The 23049-nt window shown below is 52.1% G+C and carries 15 protein-coding genes; 1 reads left to right on the plus strand and 14 read right to left on the minus strand.

All coding sequences use genetic code 11. The annotated features are described in order from the left end of the window. Positions 1–145: 145 nt before the first annotated feature. From JNJ77_01995 to JNJ77_02060, 14 genes are all read right to left on the minus strand, one after another. Complete coding sequence (locus tag JNJ77_01995; GenBank protein ID MBL8821330.1) at positions 146–1390, minus strand: hypothetical protein; 1245 nt, start codon at positions 1388–1390, stop codon at positions 146–148. Beyond that, positions 1387–4326 (minus strand): hypothetical protein, encoded by a 2940-nt coding sequence (locus JNJ77_02000; GenBank protein ID MBL8821331.1) that lies wholly within the window; start codon positions 4324–4326, stop codon positions 1387–1389. Before JNJ77_02000 ends, JNJ77_01995 begins: the two co-directional genes overlap by 4 nt. A gap of 188 nt (positions 4327–4514) precedes the next feature. Further along, positions 4515–5831 carry a hypothetical protein gene (locus tag JNJ77_02005; GenBank protein ID MBL8821332.1) on the minus strand — a complete coding sequence of 439 codons (1317 nt, stop codon included), beginning with the start codon at positions 5829–5831 and terminating at the stop codon, positions 4515–4517. Between the two features lie 230 nt (positions 5832–6061). Beyond that, the gene (locus JNJ77_02010; GenBank protein ID MBL8821333.1) at positions 6062–6970 is read right to left on the minus strand and encodes a hypothetical protein; all 909 of its coding nucleotides are present in this window, start codon (positions 6968–6970) and stop codon (positions 6062–6064) included. After that, positions 6967–8706, minus strand: a complete 1740-nt coding sequence (locus tag JNJ77_02015; protein MBL8821334.1) for a DUF3696 domain-containing protein — start codon at positions 8704–8706, stop codon at positions 6967–6969. The genes JNJ77_02010 and JNJ77_02015 overlap by 4 nt, the downstream gene beginning before the upstream one ends. A 40-nt stretch (positions 8707–8746) precedes the next feature. After that, positions 8747–9112 carry an ASCH domain-containing protein gene (locus tag JNJ77_02020; protein MBL8821335.1) on the minus strand — a complete coding sequence of 122 codons (366 nt, stop codon included), beginning with the start codon at positions 9110–9112 and terminating at the stop codon, positions 8747–8749. Between the two features lie 151 nt (positions 9113–9263). Next, the gene (locus JNJ77_02025; protein ID MBL8821336.1) at positions 9264–11030 is read right to left on the minus strand and encodes a DUF262 domain-containing protein; all 1767 of its coding nucleotides are present in this window, start codon (positions 11028–11030) and stop codon (positions 9264–9266) included. 13 nt (positions 11031–11043) lie between these two features. After that, positions 11044–12234, minus strand: a complete 1191-nt coding sequence (locus JNJ77_02030; protein ID MBL8821337.1) for a hypothetical protein — start codon at positions 12232–12234, stop codon at positions 11044–11046. Then, positions 12227–13228 (minus strand): 5'-nucleotidase, encoded by a 1002-nt coding sequence (locus JNJ77_02035; protein MBL8821338.1) that lies wholly within the window; start codon positions 13226–13228, stop codon positions 12227–12229. Before JNJ77_02035 ends, JNJ77_02030 begins: the two co-directional genes overlap by 8 nt. Continuing rightward, entirely contained in the window at positions 13228–14427 is a 1200-nt protein-coding gene (locus JNJ77_02040) for a restriction endonuclease subunit S (protein MBL8821339.1), read from the minus strand. The genes JNJ77_02035 and JNJ77_02040 overlap by 1 nt, the downstream gene beginning before the upstream one ends. 100 nt (positions 14428–14527) lie before the next feature. Next, positions 14528–15667 (minus strand): DUF1016 family protein, encoded by a 1140-nt coding sequence (locus JNJ77_02045; GenBank protein MBL8821340.1) that lies wholly within the window; start codon positions 15665–15667, stop codon positions 14528–14530. After that, on the minus strand, positions 15664–17214 hold the full coding sequence (locus JNJ77_02050) for an SAM-dependent DNA methyltransferase (GenBank protein MBL8821341.1): 1551 nt from the start codon (positions 17212–17214) through the stop codon (positions 15664–15666). Before JNJ77_02050 ends, JNJ77_02045 begins: the two co-directional genes overlap by 4 nt. Positions 17215–17220: 6 nt before the next feature. Next, positions 17221–20622 (minus strand): DEAD/DEAH box helicase family protein, encoded by a 3402-nt coding sequence (locus tag JNJ77_02055; GenBank protein ID MBL8821342.1) that lies wholly within the window; start codon positions 20620–20622, stop codon positions 17221–17223. A gap of 86 nt (positions 20623–20708) precedes the next feature. After that, positions 20709–22331, minus strand: coding sequence for a sigma 54-interacting transcriptional regulator (locus tag JNJ77_02060; protein ID MBL8821343.1), 1623 nt, complete (start codon positions 22329–22331; stop codon positions 20709–20711). 559 nt (positions 22332–22890) lie between these two features. On the opposite strand from JNJ77_02060, the gene JNJ77_02065 reads away from it, so the two are divergent. After that, positions 22891–23049: hypothetical protein (locus tag JNJ77_02065; protein ID MBL8821344.1), on the plus strand; the 159-nt coding region annotated here is incomplete at its 3' end.

Consider the following 23049-nt stretch of genomic DNA (forward strand, 5'->3'; position numbering starts at 1 on the left):
TTGGAATCTGATAGGCCAATTCGTTGTGGCGTCCAGGAAAGGGCACCATTTGGATGGTCGAGCCATTGAAATATGCAACGCGAGTATTGGTGGTACCGAAATCTATGCCAAAAGCGGGCTGCATGTCACTAATACCTGACAGGTCTCAGTTGTTTAGAATCGGAATGACTTCGGTTTCTTGAAGAATAAGGTAAATATCACGTAACCGTCTCCGAACTGTTTTTTCTTCGGGGGTCTTTGCCTTATCAGGAAACCCTGGCTCCGCTGCTTCTGCAATGCGTGGCTGAATCTTCCGACACAGTTCTGCGCGAAATGCATTTACTGCTGCTTCAGCTTGTCGTTGGCACTGATGTAAGTCCTGCTCAGCTTGCACTTGAATCTGCAGGAGTTTTGCATTTGTTTTTTCATGTTCTTGCTTTGCCAACTCGAGCTGATCCAGTGCTGCGTACAACTCGCTTTCCAGTTCCGTAACTCGATGACGTGCATCGTCACGCTGCCTCTCGACGTCCCCCAGTTTCTCCTCCAGTCGAAGAACTTTGTCGGGGTCTATGTAATGCTGCTCCAGTTTGGTCAGGCGTTTTTCGTGACTTTGCAGTTGTCCTTGATAATCCACACATTTCTTCAGAAATTGATTCATACTATCTATCAAGGGGATAATCGATTCATTGTTTGAATCTACCTTGGAACCGGTTTCCATCCAAGTATCTGTTGTTGACCTTTGTTCTGTTGCCTGAGCCTCCGATGATCCTTCTTCTGTTAACTCGACGCTGACTTCTGCCGGCTTGGAACTGGAGGCAGGCAACCTCAGTTGTTCCATAAATTGTTTTGCCTGAGTCTGGAGTTCCTCCGACCAACGACCTTTTACAGCATCCAAAAGATCTATTTGCTCATCCTTGTTCAGGGCTTTCCAGCCTGCATGGTTGACTATTTTGGTCCGCAGGTTTGGTGTTTGTATTCCGGCAAGTTCCCGGAGTTTCTTTCCAACAGTATCATGGATGCGGATATCCTTTGTTCGACACCATGCCACCCAGGTTTTCCAGAGCAACTTATCACGTTCTGCGAAAGTATTTTTTTTTGAGATTCGTTGCTCGAGGTTAAACAATAATTCCTGCTGTTGTTGATTTTCCCAACCATCGAAACTCTTAGGGTCACTTACAAGCAAAACCGCAGCCTGCAGAAAGTTCTTTCTTACATTGAGATCATCCTGTTGAGCTAGTTTGGATATGAAAACTGTTCGTGAATCCGGTGATGCCATCAACTCGGTTACTAGTTGACTTGCCTCTTCCAGTGATAGAGCCGAATCCATTTTTTCTGTTTTTTTCTTGTCATGGCCTTCGCCTGCCTTTTGAACTTTTGCAAGCATTTCCAGCCATCGATCTTCGATTGTCATTGTGATTCTTCCGTTCGTTCGCTGGTTTTGGGGAACTCGGCAATAATTACACCTAGCATCCAGTCCGGTCCCTCGTGAAGGACAGCATCCTGTGCCAATCTGTAATCATTCTGCATTCTTGTCAAACGTGCTCTTAGCAATGGTAGAGCAGTATGGAAACCACGTCCACCGGATAGAATCTGATCTCCTGCTTGAACATGCAAATCGCCACCTGCCATCCTCAAAATAACACGTACCAGTTCTGCATCTCTAGCACAAATCAGCGGTGGTACGGGGTCGAGCAAAGAAAAGTGTATTTGTTCCCATTTCGTCACAGGCGTTCTCAAATACCTGCCTGCCAGCCGTAATCCCTCAGCCCAACGTCGTTGCATTGGCATCAGATCTGCTCGAAGCGATTCGGCGAGTTCTTCAGTCTGCAGGAATCCGATCAATTCTCGTAGCAAAACCGCTTCTGACCTTGCAAACCAATCAGGATTTGTTCGAAGGTAATCGAGAATTTGCTTCTGCGCTGAGGAAAGCGCTTCAGCTAGATGTGTTGGACGGTAGAGATTATTCCGAGCAAAACGATACCAACACTCTGCCAACACAGCTTTAAAATCTGGATGCTCATTTCCTCGAGCTCTTATTGCATTAACGCGTTCTAAATCCCATATACCTCCACGTCGGATGTCAATCAGTTCTGCAAGCGGCGTTGCTCCAGGGATATCGCCACGAAGGGCGAGTTTGTGAACCTCCTCGGTGATAAGAGTTGGAAGATCAGAACTCGTTAATAGGGTTGTTCGTGCTGCAGTAAGCAGAAGTCGATCTGCCCACTTGGCTTTCTGATACTCGTTCCAACATTCAGCGACAATAGCCGAAGTGTTATGTTCATTATGTGAAGTCTCCTCAAGTCGTTTGAATAGTTCGTCAACTCGAGTTGACTTTGTTGGCCTCGGCAGGTCTGGAGCAGGATCAGGCGTTATTACTGGAGAAGGGGGTGTTGGAGCTGCACCTTGCAATTCAGCAACTGTTATCCACCTGCCACTCAGGAACACTTGGACTTTGCCGCCACATTGCCCCCAAACATCCCGCCATCGATGAAGTGGAATTTCAAATAATTGCGATGGGTTGCCCCCATCGACTTTAATGAAGACTTCTCGTCCATTTTCGAGTCGTATTATTAAACGATCACGATCCATCTGTGGCGGTGTCAGGAACTCCAACTGAATCCGCTCGTTCAGTCCAATCGCATCCAGATCAATTCCTTGAAGAGGAAACAACTGCCATTCGGACATTTGACTCGTAGGTAAAATCATTCGCCCTCTATTTACAGCAACCCTTACTCTGATTTCCCATCCGTCTGGATGTCGAGCAATTACACCAGGAGATCTTGTGGGATTCGTTGTCCGTAGTATCCAATCACCTTTGTTAGGTCGAATATCAGAATCTTCCCCAGATATATATTTTCCGCCGTCGACTCCTTTCACACAAACCGCCATCGCCTTATCTGGTTGAATAGGATCATGGATGTATTCCAAATTCATCTGCGGTAATCGAGTAAAAGTCCGAGTCGGCAAGCGTCGGTCGGGAATGTCTGGCCAGATCACAGAAAGTGAGAAACGACCGTAACTATTTGTGAGTGTGGGGATCGTGTTCAAATCAATTGGTTCTGTACTTGTAATTCTCTTATTAACATCAATTCTGCGCGTCACATCACTGATACGGAGAATTGCATCAGCAGGTTGAATATGCACCTTAGGCCAGGATCCGAGATAAACGGGGTAAGAATCGGCCCAGCGTATTGGTACGGTGGGCGCTTCGGACAGTTCCCAGACACATTCTTGGTTTGATAACACTTGGTAACCAGGGATACACGAACCTGGTTTCACGGTGATGCGTCGACCTTCCCATCCAGTCCAGAGCATTGGTCTCTGGAACGAGTGTTCTAGTGGAATGACGCCATCAAACGATTGACCTTGATGGATCAGCGCGAGGTACTCACCGGGTAACAAGCGATCTGATTCGGTGTCATTGATAAGCTCACCGTTCAGGTGAAATAGAACAATCGAAGGTTTGTTGGTGGGTAGATAGAAGGACCATGCAGTGGTATTTTCACCAATAAATAACAGAATGTGGTAAGAATTTAATGGCGGAAGTGATTTACTTGTCTGCTTTGGAGCTACTCCCCTACTTGCAGAGAGTGGAATGGTTTGGCCGTTGACGTCCCAACGTATACGACCAATATTCGATGGGAAATTCTGTTCGGGTAGGACAGCTACAACTTGCTGGAGTTCTGTATCCCAGACGATGTTGGGGGCACGCAACTTTAGTGTAGTTTCAACTAAAGGAACAGGTGGTGGTGGTTCGGCATCAAGCCATTCTTTCAGCCATTTCAGAAATGGGCGATCCTCGATGTCTAGAGAAGCCATGCCGACCACTTGAGCTAACCGCCAAAGAACGACGTCCTTTCCCCGTTGGTAGAGATAATCGTGGAATGAATCGCGTTTAAAACTGCCGATGTGTTCCTTCGTGAGTCGTTCAAATTCAACTTGTGAAATATTAGCCAACCAATTTAAATCAGAGATTGTGTTTATTTTTTTGAGTCGGTGAAGGAACTCACGAGCGAAAACCAATTTTCTTTTACCTTCGTCGTGGAGGATTGAATTAAGACCAGTAACTCCAGCTTTTACTGCCCACTGCGATAATCGAAAAACGATTTCCTCAAAATTACGCTTTACCGGTGTTTCTATACCACTACCACCGGTATAGATCCATCCTTTGTTTTTGAGTTGCAGCAATAGATTCTGCGGAACTTCCTTCCCATCTTTTTGCAGATGATATTCGTTAAGGTATTCCAAGCCTTCACGACGAATTTGCCATGTACAGAACCCTTCTCCAAAAAGTGATCCCTTAATGTACCAATGGCCGTCATCTTCACTTTGATGCAATATTGGCATAAGTGCGAAAACCTAAAGTGAATAATTCGCGTCCTGCATCAAACTACTAACACCATATGCTATCGCATGATCGCATGCAAATAAGTGTTACATGGCCTTTTTTGGTTCCTCCCATGGAATGGATTACTTTAATTAACCCATTTCCAGAAAGGAACCTTCTTTAGCTAATTGTTGTGAATGCTATAGCTTCAGCTTTTCTGCAACAACTTCAGCGTTGCAGCCACACGAGCATCAAGATCCAGTTTCAGATCATTCGCACACTGCTCGATGAGTTTCCCACTGCTCTGGATGGTACGTGCCTTGGTCGCCATATCGGCAATCCTGTCCGACCAGGCACCCAGAGCGTCAAGATGGTCCTGGATCTGCTGTAAATCAAGCTCTCCCGCTTCCTCTTTCCGACTCGCAGCAACTGCCAGGGCCCGTGCGATTTTGTACGCACAATCCAGGAACATGGGCTGTTTGCCAGTGGCTATCTCCGCTTTGTCAACCGTAACATAGAAATCTTCGCCAATACGTCGGAAGTCACCAACTTCTGCAGGCTCATTTCCACGAGTGTAGACATAAATACCACTGACAGCATCCCGGTTCTTCTTGGCCTCCTGAAGCTCGTCGATCGCGTCTTTCAGTCGCAGGGATTGATCTTTGACTTCCACGACGATACGCAACCCAGGAGCTCCACTGGTCTCACCCAGCGTAGCCACGTAATCCCCCTTCTTGCAGCGACTAATAGCGCCAACCGTTCCACGTACCAACTCCGTGTCATCACCCAACTGGCTGCCGGCTTCAGCGAACACTCCGTACAGGTCTTCCTCGAAGACTATACCCTTTACGTGCCCTTTCTCAGCCTCCGCTTCCGTCGCAGCCTTGATGCCCAGCGATTGATTAAGCTGGGCATAGAAATCGGACAGCATTTCCTTGAGTCGGCTCATAGCAGAACCGTCTGTATCGAGAGAAAACTGCTTTAGGACCTCGTTGAGCTTGGCTTCCACCAGTTCCTGAACGCGGGTTTCTATCATGGCAATAACTCCAGACTTGTTCTGCGGGTCAAGAGCTTTGCCAAACGTGCTCTGCGGCCCGATCTGGGCCTGCATCAACCGTGACAGTTTTCCTTCAGTTGGATCGAAGTAGGTCTGAAATGTCCGTGTGATTGCCCCCTTGTCGCCAAACACCACGTCTATCGATCGCGGCACCACGCCATCATTCTCGGCGAAGTAACGCACGAGATCGTCACTTACTTTCTTTTGAAACTCGCCCATCTGTTCCTTCATGCGGGTTTCCACTTCGGCAAACTTTGCCTGGACAACCTGCGTATCCAAAGTCGGGCTGGCTGACTGAATCGCGATCACGCCAACTTTAATCGCTTCCAACGCTTTTTCGCACTGAACTTCCTCGTCCTCGAACTGTGCCAGGTACGCCAGGATATTGCGGTCATTTATGATCAGGTGCAGGTCAAGACTGGAAAGGACATCGGACTTGAGGACATGATTGTTAATTGCGGTGTGCATAGCGTGATTTCCATAGAGAGTGGTGGGTGTTGTTGGAATGGAATAATTGCAGTCGGTGTGCCAAAGATGCGTCAACAACAATGCAGGAAGCGCAACTACCATAAGAGCAATCAGTTGCGACACAAGAATTTCGATTTATCGTCAGTTTGCCGAACCGCCCTAGTACAACGTCAGTTATGTTGAAACAAATCTAGTTGTTAAGTTCCTACAAGGTACCAACGCACCAATGGCTACCTGAGTCTACCTGCAATCCTTATGAGCTTTGTCTTGTCGTTTTGTCGAACTGAATCATACCGATTGAGGAGAGCGTCACTGTCATTTTGCGACAGCAGAGTTAAAGTATCCTGATTTCTGCTTGAACGCTCATTTGCTTCATCCAGGCCTTCTCCGAGTTGAACTCCTCCTCGGTCAGTCAGTATGTATCGATTGTGAAGTTCCTCGTGATTCCATCGAACGATAGTCAACATCATTCCCTCGGGTATCACATTTTCTAGATGTGCTTGGCAGGCAATACCAAAATTAGTAGCACTCGCCAGGACTCTATGGCTTAGATGAAGTTCGATGTCAACTGACCGCACCCTGCCGTATTGGTCGAGAAAGCAATTCAATATCTCCCGTAAGGGTTCACGAAAGCGCATAATATCAGGAGAGAAATTACGATCCACGATCACAATTTTCTTGGATATCTGAAGAAGCAAACGGATGGATCGTGCCATCTCTACCGCTGTTCTGACAACTATTTTGGAAGGGCCCGCTCTTAAGGGAATTGGAAGTGCTGTCACATCTAAAGCATTACCATCAATTACTTCAGAATGTCCGGCAACCTCACTATTGGCAAGAATTGCTTCAAACGGTTTGCGTCTGTGTTCACTCAGTACATTAGTCAGCCAGGTCGATGCATCCTGCCACATTCCTTGCTCCCGTGACAGCAGAACTGACTTAGCCGCACGGGCTAATGCTTCTATTATTCTGTGTCTTTCCACTTCGCCACATGTCAGATTCTCGAGAACAAGAAGCTGCCATTTTTTTGGAAACCTGGAAATTAAACGACCATTTGGAACACCAAACAAGCTGATGTATCTCTGGAATCTGTCCCAGTTACTAAGTAGTGATGGCTCCAGTGCGTATTCTTTGATCATGAAAAGAGCTCCTTTGCCCTTTCCTCAAAGAAGCCCTGTGGCCACCTATCCAGAAATTCTCCCTGTTCATCGATCCTGAGATTTCTAACGACAGTGCCAGAGGGGGTAGCCTCAACATAGTTCACGGCTACATCATCAGGCGTTAATCTCAAAACTCCATCTGAAATAGTGCTTTCATTCGTTTCTCGAATACGCCGCAGTAGCCGTAAAATCAGATGTTCGCTGTGTGTCTCAATCAAGTACTCGTGACCACGGCTTTCCTTTCCCAGTGCTGTTTCAATAAACAAATCTCCTAATGCTGCCTGAATTCTCGGATGCACATGAAGTTCTGGCTGTTCCATCATTATCAATCGGTGCTGCTCACCCATCGCTGCTGCAATGACAGGCAAAATCTGGGAAATACCGATTCCCACATCACTGGGAAGCAACTCCATTTCTTTTGTTTCCGAGATAATTATCAATTGTGATTCAGTGGGAATGTTCTGAAGATCAAACTTGGCATTTTCCACTTCATCAAATGCCCTGCCCGTTATCAATGAGATCATCAGTGGATGACTGAGATCCAGCTTCTTGTACTGCTTACGTTCCAACCGATAACCGGTATTCAACCGTTCAGGTTGCGACATCCAATCACTGACCTGCTGAACATACTTTCCCGGACCGGTGCTCAGCATGTCCCATGCAGCAAGTCCGGAAGCCCATCGATCAGGCGCTGGAAAATTGGGAGGAGAGTAATTACGTGACGGAGTCTCACGAATGGGCCCAAGGTATCGGGAATTTTGCAAGCATTTCAGCAGGATTTCACCAGGTCCAACAATCAACTGACTCATTATCGGATTGAAATCTTCCAGCAACGAAATCATGGATTCAGAAATATCATTTTTAGCATCCTTCAAATCATCGAAACTGGCCACTGTGCCAAGCGGTAGACATTGTCCCCAGGCTGGCAGGGAATCATGTTGTCCCTCTAAAGCAATCTCATCGAAATAAATCCCATGTTTTTCTACTAATCGGGCGTGATCTCTTATCACTACATCTGCCAGGGCGCTCATTATCTCCCAGTTTGCAAAAATGGGGTGGTGATAATTGATGTCATACAAAAACGTACCTGATCGCAGTGTTGGAGTATTGATCCTGGCAAGTGGCTGACCATTTATTTCCACTGCATATTCGATAACCAGAAATCGAACCTCGTCACGAAATTGTTTTCTCGCCACGCTCAGGCTAATCTTGGCCGTCTCGATCTGATCAGCGAAACCAAGTTCCTCGTAATCAACTACCTTGCGTGAACCTCCCGGGTTGTAATAGCTTGGCAAGATCGAATCGTGCAAATCCAATTCAAAACCCAGCTTGATCTCCCGTAAGGGATCATGCTGATGAACCATGTTCAAAAAGCCACCCAGGTCAACATATTTGCCTCCAGCTATGGTCCGATCTGGATTGAGATTGTGACGTTCAAGAATTTCTCGTGCATAGTGCAAGGCGTGTAAAATGGTACTTTTCCCAGCACTGTTACCTCCAAACAGTAAAGTAATGGGTTTTAACTCAAGGCGAACTCGCTCACCAATGCCTTTGAAATTTTCCAGCTCAACAGCCTTCAATAGATTTCGTGTTTTACGATTTTCTCTTACCTCGAATTCCTTCATCTGCTTTTGGTGAACTTCAAGGAGTTGTTTAATCTCTTCCCTAGATATTAGATGATCGGGACCTGGCATGGGAGCTTGTTCTTCAGGCATCGGTGATCCTCTGCATTAGGGAATCGACTATCAACTAAGCTCACTTTCCAAACGGCCGAAACCAGACGGGTTGAGCTTTGAACTTCGGCTTTACCGGTTTTGGAAATCGTTTGGGCTTGCCTAACATCCATTCGTAGTCGTCGTTTTTCCGGTTGTAAATGCAATCTACAATCTCGACGGTTCCCACGATCACACCACGAGGTAATGGATCAAGGTCATACCCAACATCATCAGAAAACTCTGCTTCCAATGTCTTCGAGTATCTGCCCAGGCTGGCATAAAGATAAACTCGGCCCCGGATGTTCGTGGGTATGCTGCGATACTCGATCTTTTTCTTGCCTCGCATGACCTCCTCTGCCCAAGGTTGACGGAGAGATAAGGCAGGCAACTTTTCCGGTTTGTTCATCTTGAAGAGTCTCCTTATCAAGAAAAATGCGATCGTAAACAAAGTGAACAATAGCACATCAATCAGTTACGACCATACCCACATGTGTAAGGTTGTTCAATTTCCATCCGCTCGCGAATGCCTGAAAAGGTCTCGAAGAATTTGACCGTGATCACAATTCGTTTCTCCTAACTGTATTGTCTGGAATACGTCCAAGGGCAAGGTACTCATTAAGACGTATCGCTATCAACTTTCGTCGCTCATTCAGAAATTCCAGATAATTCTCGATCTGCCATAGTCGGGGCTCAGTGGGAATGCACTGTGCCCGAAGAGCATGCTCACCTTGTTTCTCAATGACGCTAGGCAAGTAATCAATCGGCGGCTTGCTACTAATGCGTCGATTGGTTTTGCCACCGATAAATGCGAGATTGGCAATGTCATTGATGATGTGCGGCCGATGCATGTCGCGCAGAACAGCTCGTGGAAAGATGTGATGAAACTGAAGCTTGTGTTGTTTCCCTGAATGGGACAGCGAAATCGCCAGGTTCGATGTCCAATCTTTCGCTCCGTCCTTCCGGAACGCCAGGAACATCGTCTTGAAGAAGGCACTTCGTGCATTTCGGCTCTCAAGTTCGCCTGGAACAATGTCTAGCCGACCGAATTGTAACTGGATTGTTTCGATTAGGCCTGCTACATTGCCATCTTGCCTTATCCGAGACAGGTCTTGATCCAAGATTGTTTCGGAGGATCCTCGCGAGTATCGCCCCTTGGTGTTTGCCGTCAGCACCCAGTACCGAAGGTCTGCCTCTTCTAATGCAGTTAGATGATATTTCTTATGATGCCCCAGGTAGCCGAGGGCAATCAACAAAAATTCGGACGAGAGCAAGGCTGGACTCTCGATACCGACGTTACTTTTCAGGAAATTGATCGCGAAGTGCATCCCTTCTTTGGCATCGGTCCAACCTTCCTGAAGCTTATCCACCAGTAATCTGCCAACAGTGTGGAATCGTGACTGGCCAGTCGTGTGTGATACCAGGTTCTTGACGTGTATACCTAAATCCACGTCAAATCCCAACTCTGAACAATCCTCTTGGAATTTCTCAAATATTTTCAGCGATTCCCGCCACTTGGCAGTAATCTGAGCCATGGCCAGATCGGAGCTTCGCAGTTTAGCCCCAAGGGAATTCACTCGCACGAAGATTTCGGTCACTTCTTCATAGGAAAGATTTCGTTCCAGGATGTCCATTCGGTAGTGATACTTCCGTATCCCACGCAACTTGTTGAGACGTTGACTGTATTTTTCGCATCGTGGATCATCCAGGTTCGTGACGCCCGCTTTCTTGAGAAAGGGGGTATTATCCGACGTACGGAACACATCACTTACCTTTACCCAGGTGGGCATCGCTTCTATCTTCTTTGTCGAGACCAGAAATGTCATCTGATTGAATCGCCGGAGCAGTTCATCCTCGCTGGCATCGGGAGTTTCTTCGTCGGCATCTTCGTCGGATTCCAGATCGCTATCCACTTCGAGTTCTTCGTCGAGGTCGTTCTCGTCTGACGCTTCTGTAATAAGGGTCAACTGGTCGGGGTGTTCCAGGTTGAAGAGCAATTCGATCGGCCGCTTTCTTCCACGGACCTTGATCGGCTCGGCTCGCAGGACAGCCGACAGGGACGTGAGCCGCTGCTGGCCGTCGAGGAGCAGCTTCGTGGTGGCGTAGGGATTCTGCTGTTGCTGCACGGCGAAGTCGCGGAGCGGGACGGCCTCGTCGGTCTCCCAGATGAGGATCGCCCCCGACGGGTAGCCGCGGTAGAGCGAGTCCATCAAGTCGCGGACGCGAGTCGCCTGCCAGACGTACTGCCGCTGCATCTCGGGAAGGCGGAGTTCACCCCGCTCCACCATGGAGACCAGGTCTTCGACGGTCGCTTCTGCCTTGGCCATGATTCTGCCCCCGTTATGTTGCCGTGAACCCGGCGGCAATCCACTCCTTCAGCGTCTTGCTTTGCTCGGCAATCGAGAAGTTGAGCGTCAACTGCTGCTCGAACGGCTGCTTCAAGTTGTCCGCGTAGAGGCGGCATTTGAGAACCAGTCGATCGGCAGACGTGCCGAGGTACACACAGGTGGACCAGGCGGTCCTCTTGGCCTGGATGTTCTCAAGTTCCGCCCGGATGATGGTGCGGTCCGCCCCTTGCTTGAGTTGTGCGACGTTCCGTCGGTTCTGTCGCTCCAGGAGGGCGGGCAGGCCACCTCTGAAGATGGACTTGTCGGGCACATCGGGGAAGGAGTCAGCGTCGAAGGCAAGAAGCTCAGACTCGGGTGATTCGATGACGACTTCGAGCCGTGGCGAGAGCAGTGTCTTATCCGATCGGTTGAGCACGGCGAACGCGAATCGGTGGGTCAAGTTTCGCTGGATCGTGTACTCGGCGACGTCTCGGTAGTAGTTGCTGTTCGCCCCGGGTTCTCGCAGTTGCAGGCCAGGACCGGCAGAACTGTACTGCTCGTATAGCGGGAACTTGCCATCGGGATAGTCGGAGAACACGCAGCGGACCAAGCGGCAGTTGTGCTCGTGCCCGAACAATTCCTCGGTGTCGGGGTCGCCGACATGGATGTCCAGGATCGACTCCCGGCTCAGCTTCAGGATCTCCTTCAGGCGGAGCTTAAAGATTGCGGTCAGTTTCTCCTTGGCGGCTGTGATCTCTTCCGGCGTCGGATTCTCCGAGAGGGTGAACGGAATCACTCGACGATCCGGGATGTCGAAGGGCAACTTGTCGATGGCTCCGAAATACTCGTTGCACACCGGGAGGATTCGGTCCCACCCACAGGCCTTCACCGCGTAACCCAGCTCGATGGCGACGTTGGGGTTCGGGGTCGGCCGCGACGAGTCGCCGGAGTTGATGATCGAGACGTCCGCGACAAAGGCCGAGCAGTTGTCGATCTTCTCCAGAATCGCGTCCAGGATGACCGGCGAGCCACTGACTCCTCGCGTGTCGCGGTCGAGACTCGGATCGACATCAACGTCGTCATCACGGCCGAGTTGCTGGATGGCCTTGTTCAGGCAACCCTCGATGAGATTGCGGGTCGTCTTCGCCGGGAGGTCCGACTCCCACGAATAGAACACCGTTGCGTTGGCAAGGTCTTCAGCCATTGGCGGTACTCCCGGACAGTTCGCTGGCGACTGCCACCGTCTGGGAGCTGCAAGCGAGAGTGCTCGCCTCGGCCTCTCGTGTAATCGGCACACGTGCCGTCGATACGACCTGTGAGGCACTCCGACAGTGCCCATCTTGGTCGTCAAAGAAAATGTGCGGCTGGAATGCCGAGAGAATAGCCGACTTGTCAACGCCGCCCATGAAAAAGGCCTCGTCAACATGAATTCCCCACGCCCGAAACGTGTTTAACACCCGCAAGTGCGTCGGCAGGCTGCGGGCCGTCACGAGTGCGGTACGAATCGGGGGATTCTCGAAACCTGGGTCCTTCTGCAGCACCGCCAGCGTTCGCAATAACTTGGCGAACGGCCCGTCTCCAAGCGGCCGCTTGGAGTGAGTGACTTCGTGCTTGACAAAGCCCTCCAGTTTCTCACGTTGGAAGACGTCTTCTGCTTCGCTGTTGAAAAGCACGTTGTCGCCGTCAAACGCAAATCGCAACTCCTTTACCGGGTCAATTGATGAAATCGCCGAAGGCTCCTGCGTGGTTCCGCTTGTATAGATGACCCCAGCAGCAATGCCTGCATTGATCGCTTCTTCAACGTCACTCTCGTAGGCAGATAGATAAAGATCCACGCAGAACGACTTCAAATAGCGAGCGACTGGAGTGCCTCCCGTGAGAATAGCTCGCTGAATATCCAAATCATGGTGGCTGATCGAATTGAATAGCCGCATCGATGTTGCAGGGCTGTTGCGAGATGTAACAACAACTTCGGCCTTGCGAACACCCTTCTCGCGGATGCGGCTGTTCAATCCCAGGATTGCCTGGACGAGCCGGAAGCCGATCCCGGGCTTGAGCGGTTCATCCTTCCGCTCTTCCTGATACTTCGCATATGCCGCTTCGCCGTCAGTCTCGAAGACTTTGTTTGACTCTTCCAGGTCGAACAAGGCCCGCGACGAGATGCCGATAACCAAGCTTTTGGAAAGGTCCACTGGCATTACACCCCCCCTCGGAAGGCTCGCTGGACAAGGGAGTTGAAAAGCGACTCGGATTCACACGCCGAACCGGAATACTTTTCGCGTAGTCGATGGGTACCGGAAAGTTGGTTCGCAAACGCGGCTTGCTCTTTTAGTTCGGGAACGTAAAGCGTAAGCCTCCGCTGTGCAGTGATCGGAACTTGGTTTCGCGTCGTCTGCGACATTTCCTTTTCAAGCTGTTGCTGGAAGTGTGAACCTCGCAATGCAGCAAAGAGGAATTCAGAAGTCAGCAACTTTGGGTTGGGACGAAAGCACGTTAGAGACGTGCCGATTAGTGCCTCTGGAAAGTCGCCTCGATAGAGAGCCACAGGTCCTACTGTTGCATTGTGTGCCAGTAGAACATCGCCTTGCTCGATCCAACCAAACGTAAGGGTTCTGGCCTTTTCCTCATTTAGGCGAGGTACATCATCCAAGACAAGCGTGCCGTCGGCCGCCACGTGCTTGGCAGACAAGAACGGAATGCCGACGGAACCAAATTCGTGTTTCCGAGGGTAACTACCACCGTAATTCCCATCTTTGTGAACCAAGAGGACGTGCGATTCAAGCAACTCGGCAATCGTTCTCGCTTGCGTCTCAGCTCCATCAGAGAACTGACGAAAAAGCGAATCTGAAAGAGCTTCAAGGCTCTGGACTGCCTCCCGCCGTTTTCGCCGGATTTCGTCGGCCTTGTCGAGGATGTCGGCGATCCGCTTCTGCTCCGGCAGCGGCGGCAGGGGAAATCTTGATTCCTTGATGATCCGATCGCTGACTGCTGGGTAACTTGCACCCGTAGCTTGTCGCACCATGTCCGCGACGAACAGCTCCGTCCGAACCCAGTGAAAGAGGTAGCGGTAATCTAGCTTATTGGGATGGCAGCGAAGGACGCAGAAGCCGGTCGAGGCAATGGCATCGGTCAAATGCTCTGGCACGAGAGCCACAGCATTGAGATTTGGCCTAACAGTCGAGACGAGTACGTCGTTCGATTTCACTATTTGCCGAGCACGACTTGGTGCTTCACTGGCTGAGATGCGGCTGGTACCGATGATCGTCTTCGTGTCACGATCCACCGAAGCGATATCTATGTAATCGAATTCATCCTCCGGTACGGCGTACTGCGGGCTCCAAGTGTCGATATCGACGACGTTCGGCTTTATCGGCGAATAGTCAATGGTAAGGGTCATCCCAGCATCGCCTCCAGTTCTTCGAGGTCGCTGGCAATCTCGCGTTCCAGCTTCTTGAGGCGGGCCATGGTCTTCGCTCTTTGACTACTTATGTCTAACCTCATGGTTGCTCGGCCTCCAGCCGCTGCTTTTCGGTTTCTATCTGTTTCTGCAACAATTCCTTGCTGGGCAGTTCCAACTGATACTTGGAAACGAAGAGCTTGTTATCCATTCCCGCCAGGGCATACTCGACCAGGGCATGGTCTTTATCGGTACAGAGCAGGATGCCGATGGGTGGATTATCGCTGGTAGTGCGCACCTGGCGGTCGAACCAACTGACATAGGTGTTGAGTTGGCCAATATTCTCGTGGGTAAAGCGTTCCAGCTTAAGCTCCACCAGCACATGGCACTTAAGAATTCGGTGATAAAAGACCAGGTCGACGAAGTGGTAGGTATCGCCAATAAGGATGCGGCGCTGGCGGGCTTCGAAGCAGAAGCCCTGCCCCAGTTCCAGCAGGAAGTTCTGCAGGCGGTCGAGCAGTTGATCCTCCAGGTGTGATTCTGTCATCACCTCGCGAGGCGTGAGTCCCAGGAACTCAAAGACATACGGATCGCGAATGGTGAGGGCTGGTGAATCAGGCTCTGCCGATTTCTGTGTCTGGGCAGCCAGCTTCTGGCGATCCAGGGAAAGCTCGCTGCGTTCATAGAGCAGGCTGCTGATCTGCCGCTTGAGTTCACGGACCGACCAGCTCCCCTGGATGCATTCCCGTTCGTAGAAGGCGCGTTTTTCAGGACTATCGATCTGCAGGAGTTCGTTGATATGGGTGAACGACAGCCGGGTGAGCAGATCTTTCCCGGAAATGGGAGTCAGTGCCTCCCGAATGGCAGTTGGTTCTAATGTGATAGCTGGCAACAGGTTATGAAAATCGGGATTCAGTGAATCCCGAATCTGGGGATAAAGCTGGTAGAAGAGACGATAGCGGCGAAGCTCGCGTTGTTCACAGCGGCTGATGGCCTGCTCTTGTAATTGTGCTGCGAGCTTTTCCAGCAGATGTGTGCCATAGGCAGCTCGGTCGGCGCCATGCTGTTCGAATTCATGAATATGCCAGCCTATCAGCCAGTTGCGCAGGGTGAGGCCGGCATTGATGGCCCGGGCAGCTTGCTTTTGCAGTTGATGGTGAATGGCGCAGATGGCATCCACCATGCCGGTGAAGGGCAATACCGCGGTACCTGGAAGAGTGGCTGAAGGGTTCTGTTTCATCCCAGCATCGCCTCCAGTTCTGCGAGGTCGCTGGCGATCTCGGCTTCCAGCTTCTTGAGGCGGGCCAGAATCTTCTTCGGTGGATCGTACTTTACTTCCTCGTGGACAATCTCCTTGTAGCGGTTGAGCGACAGGTCGAACTTATTCTCGGCAATCTCGGCCTTGGGGACGAAGAACGCCTTGTCCTTGCGGTCGGTGTCCTTCTTCGGGTTCCGCTTGGCCCAGCGAACACACACGTCGGGCAGGTCGTTGGCTTCAACCGGATCGCGTTTGTCGTCGAGCGAGAAGCCATCGGCCTGCACGTCGTAGAACCAGACATCAGTGGTGCGGCCACCCTTGGTGAAGATGAGAATGGCTGTGCTGACCCCGGCATAAGGCTTGAATACACCAGCGGGAAGTTTGACCACCGCCTCAAGCTGATGTTCTTCAACGAGTAGCTTGCGTGCAGCGACGTGGGCATTGGACGAACCGAAAAGTACGCCATCCGGCACGATGACGGCACAGCGTCCGCCGAGTTTGAGCATACGGAGCATGAGTATCAGGAACAGCAGTTCGGTCTTCCTGGTCTTCACCTTGCCCGTGAGGCTGGGATGTACATCTTGCTCGTCGAGGCTTCCTTTGAAAGGCGGATTGGCCAGGATCAGGTCGAAGCATTCGCTGGCGTAACGGGGGAAGCGTTCGGGGAAGTTGTTGCTGAGCGTGTCCTGGTAATGGATGTCGGGCGTATCGACGCCGTGCAGCATCAGGTTCATGGCGGCGATGCGAAGCATGGTCACGTCGAAGTCGAAACCGTGGAACATGCCGCTCTGAATGTGCTGGCGGTACGGCTCCAAGAGGTCGCCGGTGTAGGTGACGTGCTGCTCGCCATTGGCCTTCTCGACCATACGGCCTTCTTTCGACGTGTACTTCTTCCGCAGGTGCTCCATGACGCTGACGAGGAAGCCGCCGGTGCCACAGGCCGGGTCGCCAATGACCCAGGTGGGTTCGGGTTCCATCAGGTCCACCATCAGGCTGATGATGTGCCGGGGCGTGCGGAACTGGCCGTTGATGCCTGCCGTGGTCAGCTTGCTGAGCAGATACTCGTAGAGGTCCCCCTTCGTGTCACCCTGAGCGAGTGGCAATTCTTCGATCATGTTCACCGCCGAGACCAGCAGGCTCGGCTTCTGAATCATGAGTTGGGCGTCCTTCATGTATTCGGCGAAGGTGTTCTTCGGCTCGTCCTTGGGCTGGTGCCCGTTGTTGCCCAGCATGCGGAAGTGAGCAAAGACCTTATCGCGGACGAGATCCCGCATTTCCTCAGCACCGAGGTGGCGGAAGTTTGACCAACGAATGTCTTGTTCCTTGGAGCTGAAGAAGTAGCCTGGGAACGCCTTGCCCTTGTTGGTGCGATTCCAACGCTTTTCCTCAGTGCTCTCCCGCATGTCGAGCAGACGGGAGAACATGAGGAAGGAAATCTGTTCGATGACAGTGAGCGGGTTGGTAATCCCGCCCGTCCAGAACTCTTCCCAGAGCTTGTCAATGCGACCGCGGAGTGGTCCGGTAATCATACTGCGTTATTCCTCGCTTCCTTGCGGCTTGAAGGAGCCAATAATGTCTAGGAGTTCGTCGGCCAAGGGCTCGTCGAAAAGTCCGTCGAGGCTGTCCGTGTGGAGCAGCGTGAACGGCGGCTCGTAGAGGCGTTGCACTTCGATGGAACCGTATTTGGCAATGTGGTTTTGCAGAAGATCGAGGAACTTGATTTGGTGTGATGCCAGGTTCGGGTGTTCCTTGACGAACTGGGTGAATCGTTCGTGAACGGTCTTGGCGTCCATTCCGATGACGCTGCGGATCGCTTGGTCGAGATGCCCAGCAGTTTCAGGGAAGTAATCCACCAGGTCGTGCAGGTCCAGACTGGAGTCAAGCGTCAGAACCAGCGAGCAAAGAGTTTCTAGTTCCGAAGCCTCGACGGGCTGTCCCGCCTTGATCTTCTGCAAAGTCGGATTCTCGTCGATGATATCCTGCAAGATGTGATGGACGCGGTTGCGATAGGCGACCATGTCCAACCCAGCAAGTTTGACCTTCTGCCGTTTGCGTTCAACGAGCGAGGGTTCCTCGACAATGTCGATGACCTTCGGCGGCGTGGGGCTCGGCCCGGTCTTGGGACGAAACTGCAGGATGCCACGAAGCTCGATGCGGAGTTCTTCCAGTTCCCGGACCGTTATGTGGTCCCAGAACTCGGCACTCTTGGCCTTCTCGATGATCGGCAGTTTGATCTTCACCTGGCTGAGGTTGATCGGCAGGCTGCTTACCTGGTTGACGAGTTCGTCCTTCAGGTCGTCGAAGCGGCTGGAACCCTTAATGAGGGTAACCTGCATCTGGGCGATGAGCCGGTCGAACTTGTGAGCCTCCTCGTGGCCGGCGATGTTTGCCCACTGCATAAGCGGAGCGATTTCCTGCTCCAGGGTTGCCTTGGTATTCGCGTCGAATCTCTTGAGGGTGTCGTCGCCCTTGACCGAACAGACCTGCTTCCACTTCTCCCGGACCGGAATGCTCTTGTCGGGTAAGGCGGCGATGTCCTTACCGATCAGGTCAATGACCAGGTCGAAGGCATCAGCGTTCTGTTTCTCCAACGCGGTGCGGGCCAGTTCGAGTCGTGCCTCAAAGACGTTTTGCATCAGGGACTTGGCCTGCTTCGGCTCGGCAGTTTCATAGCCCTGCTCAAAGCGGTCGAAGTTTCCCCAGTGATCGAAGATCTGAAAGTGGGTCTTGTCCTTGCCGGGACCAAAGAGGTTCTGGCATAGCCGGGTTCCGCGTCCGATCATTTGCCAGAACTTGACGAAGGAGAACACGGGCTTCGCAAAGACCAGGTTGACGATCTCCGGTACGTCGATGCCGGTATCGAGCATGTCCACGGAAACGGCAATCGTCAGATCGGGGTTGGAGCCGGTGCCCTTGAAGTCGTCGATGAGTTCCTCGGCTCGCGGGTCGTAGGTGTCGATCACGCGGCAGAAATTGCCACCGTACTGTGGGTACATCTCATCGAAGAGATTTTGCAGTAGAACGGCGTGGTCATGGTTGCGAGCGAAGATGATCGTCTTGCCGATCCGACTCCCGTCGGAAACTCGAACGCCGTGCTCCATCAAGTTCCGCAAGATGATCCGGTTGGTATCCTTGTTGAAGATCCGCTTGTCGACTTCGGCCTGCTCGAACTCGACCGCCTGCGGCAGACTCTCGTCTTCTTCCAATTGGCGGCGTTGTTCCTCGGACATCTGTGAATACTTGATACCCGCCCGCAGGAACGGCGTGGTGTGCGTATCCACGACGAACGGAACAAGATACGGGGGGTTGTTGTTGATCGCCTCTTCGTAGGAGTAGTTGAAGGTCGGGTCCTTCGCCCCGCACTGGAACATGTCGAACGTGCTTTTGGCAACGTAGTCGATGGGCGTCGCGGTGAGGCCGACCTGGTAGCAGTCGAAGTAGTCGAAGAGTTGCCGATAGCGGTTGTAAAGGCTGCGGTGGGATTCATCGGCGACGATGAGGTCGAAGAAGCCAGGGTCGAACGTCTCGAAGACTTTCATCATGGCCGGATAAGTGGCCAGATAGATTCGCTTGGTGCGGTCATTGGCCGTGTCGCTTGTGACGTAAGTTCGATTCTCGGACGGCAAGAATTCCTTGAAGGCGTTGTGGGCTTGTTTGCGGAGTTCGCGACGGTCGCACAGGAAAAGGATTCGCTTGGCCCAACGAGCTTGAATCAAGGCATCGCAGAGAGCAATCGCGACGCGGGTCTTACCGGTGCCGGTCGCCTGAACGATCAAGGCTTTGCGTTTCTTTTGGGCGAAGTTCTCCACCACTCGCCGCACCGCCTCGAACTGGTACATGCGGGTGATGATGCTTTTGCTCTTGTCCGGACCCACCTGTGTGGCGGGTTTGCGTTCCTTCCGCTGGAAGTGCAAGTGCTGAAGGCTGTCTTTGGAGTAGTAGCCGTAAATCTTTCGCGGTGGCTCCCCAGCGGCGTCGTTCCAGATCCAGAGGTCGTAGCCGTTGGTGTAGAAGATTATGGGACGCTGACCGTGCTCGGCTTCCAGGCCGTCGGCGTAGCATTTGGCCTGGGTGCGACCAATTTCAGCGTTCTTCGAGGTTTTCTTCGCTTCGATCACTCCCAGGGGTTTGTCGTTGTCATCCACGAGGACGTAGTCCGCATAGCCAATCCCGGAATCCGTCGGCTGGCCGGAGACTTCCATTTCCTTCTTCACTTCGTGCGTGCTGGTCAGGTTAGGACCGACCTTCCAGCCAACGTCGGCCAGCATGAGGTCGATCAGGTAACGGCGAGTCTGCTCCTCGTTGAAGGAGAGTGGATCAACCGCTTCGACTGCGGCTGCCGCTTGTTGTCCGGCTGTGAGTGCCAGTTCCAGTTCGGATGCGGTGGCAACAGCCTGCTCAGCACGTGACCGTTCGGCTTCGAGGTCGTCGAGCAGTTTCTGCATCTGGGCTTCTTGAGCCGCGATGCGTTCCAGGATGGCTCGCTTTTCCTTGCGGCGTTCTACCGCTTCGGCACCGCCCTCAGGAGGCTGGGTGAACGCCGGGCAATCCTCGGCTTTACCGCCAGCAAAGGTGACGAACAGCCAACGTCCCAGGTCGTACGCTTCCTTTAGCAGGCGAAGGGCGGTCGTGGTGTCGCCACGGTTGCCGTGGACTGCATGGTTGCCCTCGATGCGGAGGGCATGCATCTTCGAGACGACGACTCGCGGGACTGCTGACTGAAAGGCAGAATCATCCAGCAGGTCGATGAGGTTGGGGCGGAATAATCGAGGAAGGCGAAGTTCGTGGTGAACAAACTTGGCGGACTGTTCGCAGAACGCACGCAACTTCGAGATCGCACCGATGGGATCTGCATGGGCGTACGACTCCGCAAAGCCACCGAGCCCGGACAGCTCTGGCCACTTCGGTTTCAAAAACTCGAAGTTGATCGATCGCATCAGTAAGTAGTCACCAATTCCGGCCATGGCGACTGGCAAACGCGAACTGCGTGCCAACTCCATCGCCAAGGGTATTTTTGTTCGCTTCAGGCATCCCAGTCTCCGGTCACCTGCAGCCGCTTGAGCTGGGCATCAAGCGTCTGGTAGTTCTTCATTCCGAGGAGTCGAGCGGCTTGGGCCTTGACACCCTTTGCCTCTTCCATCGCTCGTCGCAAATAATTGCGGTGTAAATCGTTAAGATACTCCTCCAGGTCGAAACCGTCGCCGATCGGTCGGTCAAAAGCTCGATTGGACGGGCGGGTTTCGTCGGGCATTTCCCCTAGTGCCGCGACCAGGTCAGACCGCTCCAGAACCTGACCTTCGGCGAGGACAGCAGCCTGAACCAAAACGTTGTAAAGCTGCCGGACATTACCTGGCCAGCCATGTCTTTTCACAAACGCGGTTGCGGGGGCAGAAAGGGATTTGTGCTGATAGTTGGGCTCCTCCGCATTGAAGTTTCGATTGATCTGGTCCAGAAGTCGTTCAGCAATTGCGGGGATATCGGCTTTCCGATCTCGGAGTGGCGGAAGAGTGATCGAGATCGCCGAGAGACGGTAATAGAGGTCTTCGCGGAACTTGCCTTCGCGAATCGCCTCATGAAGATCGCGGTTGGTTGCAGCCACGACTCGCACATCGGCCTTGCGGTCCTTGTCGTCGCCCAGTCGTCGAAGCGTGCGGATACTTGGTCCCTCACCGGGTAACGGCTGCAAGACTCGCAGGAGTTTGGCTTGGGTCTCCAGATCGCATTCTCCCACTTCGTCCAGGAAGAGCGTTCCGCCATCGGTCAGTTCGAACGCACCTTTTCGTTCTTTGTCAGCTCCGGTGAATGATCCCTTGGTGTGCCCAAACAGTTCGGATTCCAGGAGCGTTTTCGAGAGGGTCGCACAGTTGATGGCGAGGAAGGGTTTGTCCCGGCGGTGACTGGCCTTGTGGATCGCCTGGGCAAACATCTCTTTGCCCGTGCCGCTCTCGCCCAGGAGAAGAATGGTTACGCCGCGAATGGCTGCCCGCTTGGCCCGACCAACGGCATCGCGAATCGCCCTACTGTCGCCCACGATGTCACCAAAGCCCTCGATCTCACTGGGGCTCTGCGACGCAAGATGCTGCAGGTGCGAATCCGGGTTCTTGAGAATCTCCGGAATCACATCGATGGTCAGATCGAAGGGAACTTCCGTGACCCAGGATTTCCCGGCGAACGTCTCGTAGAAGGTGGCCGGATATCGCGTCTTGCCAAGCAACAACCAAACGGCAGCCATAGCCGGAGTGCCGGGGCTTAGGTGCAGGCACAATTCGGTCTCGTCCCAATCCTTCCTGTCGCGAATCGCAGCAAGTTCACCATCGGCGATCTGAAAGATCGCCTTGTAATCCGTGGGCTTCTTCAGATCCGCAGGGACAATCTCGGCCTTTACTCCGAGCCAGTTGACGTACTTCTTGTTCCAGGTGGCGGGATAGTTGCTAAGCAGTCGAACCTCATCGAACTGCTGTGTTGAAAACAAAGTCTTGATGGGACCAAGGTCTCCCTCCCTGGGACGCTCGCCCTTGATCTGCTCCATGATCTCTTCACGCTGGGCCGCCGGAAGCGATACCGCCATCGCCCGTAGGTCGCTGTGACCAATCCACTGAACTAATAATCTTTTCACCACTGATATTTTCCATTTCTTCCATAACAAATCAATTTGTACCTTAGTTTCTTCGTTTTGAAAGAATGAAATCTGAATAATTTTGAATACCCATTTCCTGAGAATCGCAAGGATTCCTCAAGGGAACTTGAACTGCTTCGCGGGCTGCCTGACTAACATTGGATTTGACAGCGTTACAACTAGATCGCCTGGATACTATCCTGGACGGTCTGACGGAGCGCCAGACTCTTCTTCACTCGGCCATTCATGCTGGGTGACATGGTACTTCCCGGGAGAAAATAGAATCATGCACTGGAGCTTGTGTCGTTTCACTGACTCTGGTCAAGCATTCGGCTTGACGGCTAACGGGCAAGGATTGATCACCAGAGATTATGTCTGAAACAGGAGAAAAGAGCGTTAGCTTAATTAGGACCATTTTTCAGTCATAATCAGGTGATATGGAATAGCCATTTCGTTATTCCTTTTCAGGTGATTCCCTTCGGATCACTTCCTTTCCCGTTCAAGTCAGGAGTAGCAATGTCCCACGCACGTGGACCACCCACCAGGCTGCGCGCTCATTGTTTCATTCCGGGTCACTTTTAAGGAGCACATGATGAAGGTTTTCTATGTGAATAACGATGGCGGTGGATTTGCAGATACCATCGAGATTTCTGATGGCCAGACGGTGCAACAGTTCTTTCTGGAACGCATGCCGAATCGGAAGGCCCAGGACTATCTCATTCGTGTCAATCGCTTGCCGGTCAGTGCC

Source organism: Planctomycetia bacterium, assembly GCA_016795155.1.
Classification (GTDB): domain Bacteria; phylum Planctomycetota; class Planctomycetia; order Gemmatales; family HRBIN36; genus JAEUIE01.

Bases quoted from the DNA above. Each gene is read 5' to 3' on its own strand.
- JNJ77_02035 (MBL8821338.1), bottom strand. From the start codon at position 13,228: ATGCCAGTGGACCTTTCCAAAAGCTTGGTTATCGGCATCTCGTCGCGG.
- JNJ77_02010 (MBL8821333.1), bottom strand. From the start codon at position 6,970: ATGATCAAAGAATACGCACTGGAGCCATCACTACTTAGTAACTGGGAC.
- JNJ77_02040 (MBL8821339.1), bottom strand. From the start codon at position 14,427: ATGACCCTTACCATTGACTATTCGCCGATAAAGCCGAACGTCGTCGAT.
- JNJ77_02005 (MBL8821332.1), bottom strand. From the start codon at position 5,831: ATGCACACCGCAATTAACAATCATGTCCTCAAGTCCGATGTCCTTTCC.
- JNJ77_02020 (MBL8821335.1), bottom strand. From the start codon at position 9,112: ATGAACAAACCGGAAAAGTTGCCTGCCTTATCTCTCCGTCAACCTTGG.
- JNJ77_02050 (MBL8821341.1), bottom strand. From the start codon at position 17,214: ATGATTACCGGACCACTCCGCGGTCGCATTGACAAGCTCTGGGAAGAG.
- JNJ77_02000 (MBL8821331.1), bottom strand. From the start codon at position 4,326: ATGCCAATATTGCATCAAAGTGAAGATGACGGCCATTGGTACATTAAG.
- JNJ77_02015 (MBL8821334.1), bottom strand. From the start codon at position 8,706: ATGCCTGAAGAACAAGCTCCCATGCCAGGTCCCGATCATCTAATATCT.
- JNJ77_02030 (MBL8821337.1), bottom strand. From the start codon at position 12,234: ATGGCTGAAGACCTTGCCAACGCAACGGTGTTCTATTCGTGGGAGTCG.
- JNJ77_02045 (MBL8821340.1), bottom strand. From the start codon at position 15,667: ATGAAACAGAACCCTTCAGCCACTCTTCCAGGTACCGCGGTATTGCCC.
- JNJ77_01995 (MBL8821330.1), bottom strand. From the start codon at position 1,390: ATGACAATCGAAGATCGATGGCTGGAAATGCTTGCAAAAGTTCAAAAG.
- JNJ77_02025 (MBL8821336.1), bottom strand. From the start codon at position 11,030: ATGGCCAAGGCAGAAGCGACCGTCGAAGACCTGGTCTCCATGGTGGAG.
- JNJ77_02055 (MBL8821342.1), bottom strand. From the start codon at position 20,622: ATGCGATCGATCAACTTCGAGTTTTTGAAACCGAAGTGGCCAGAGCTG.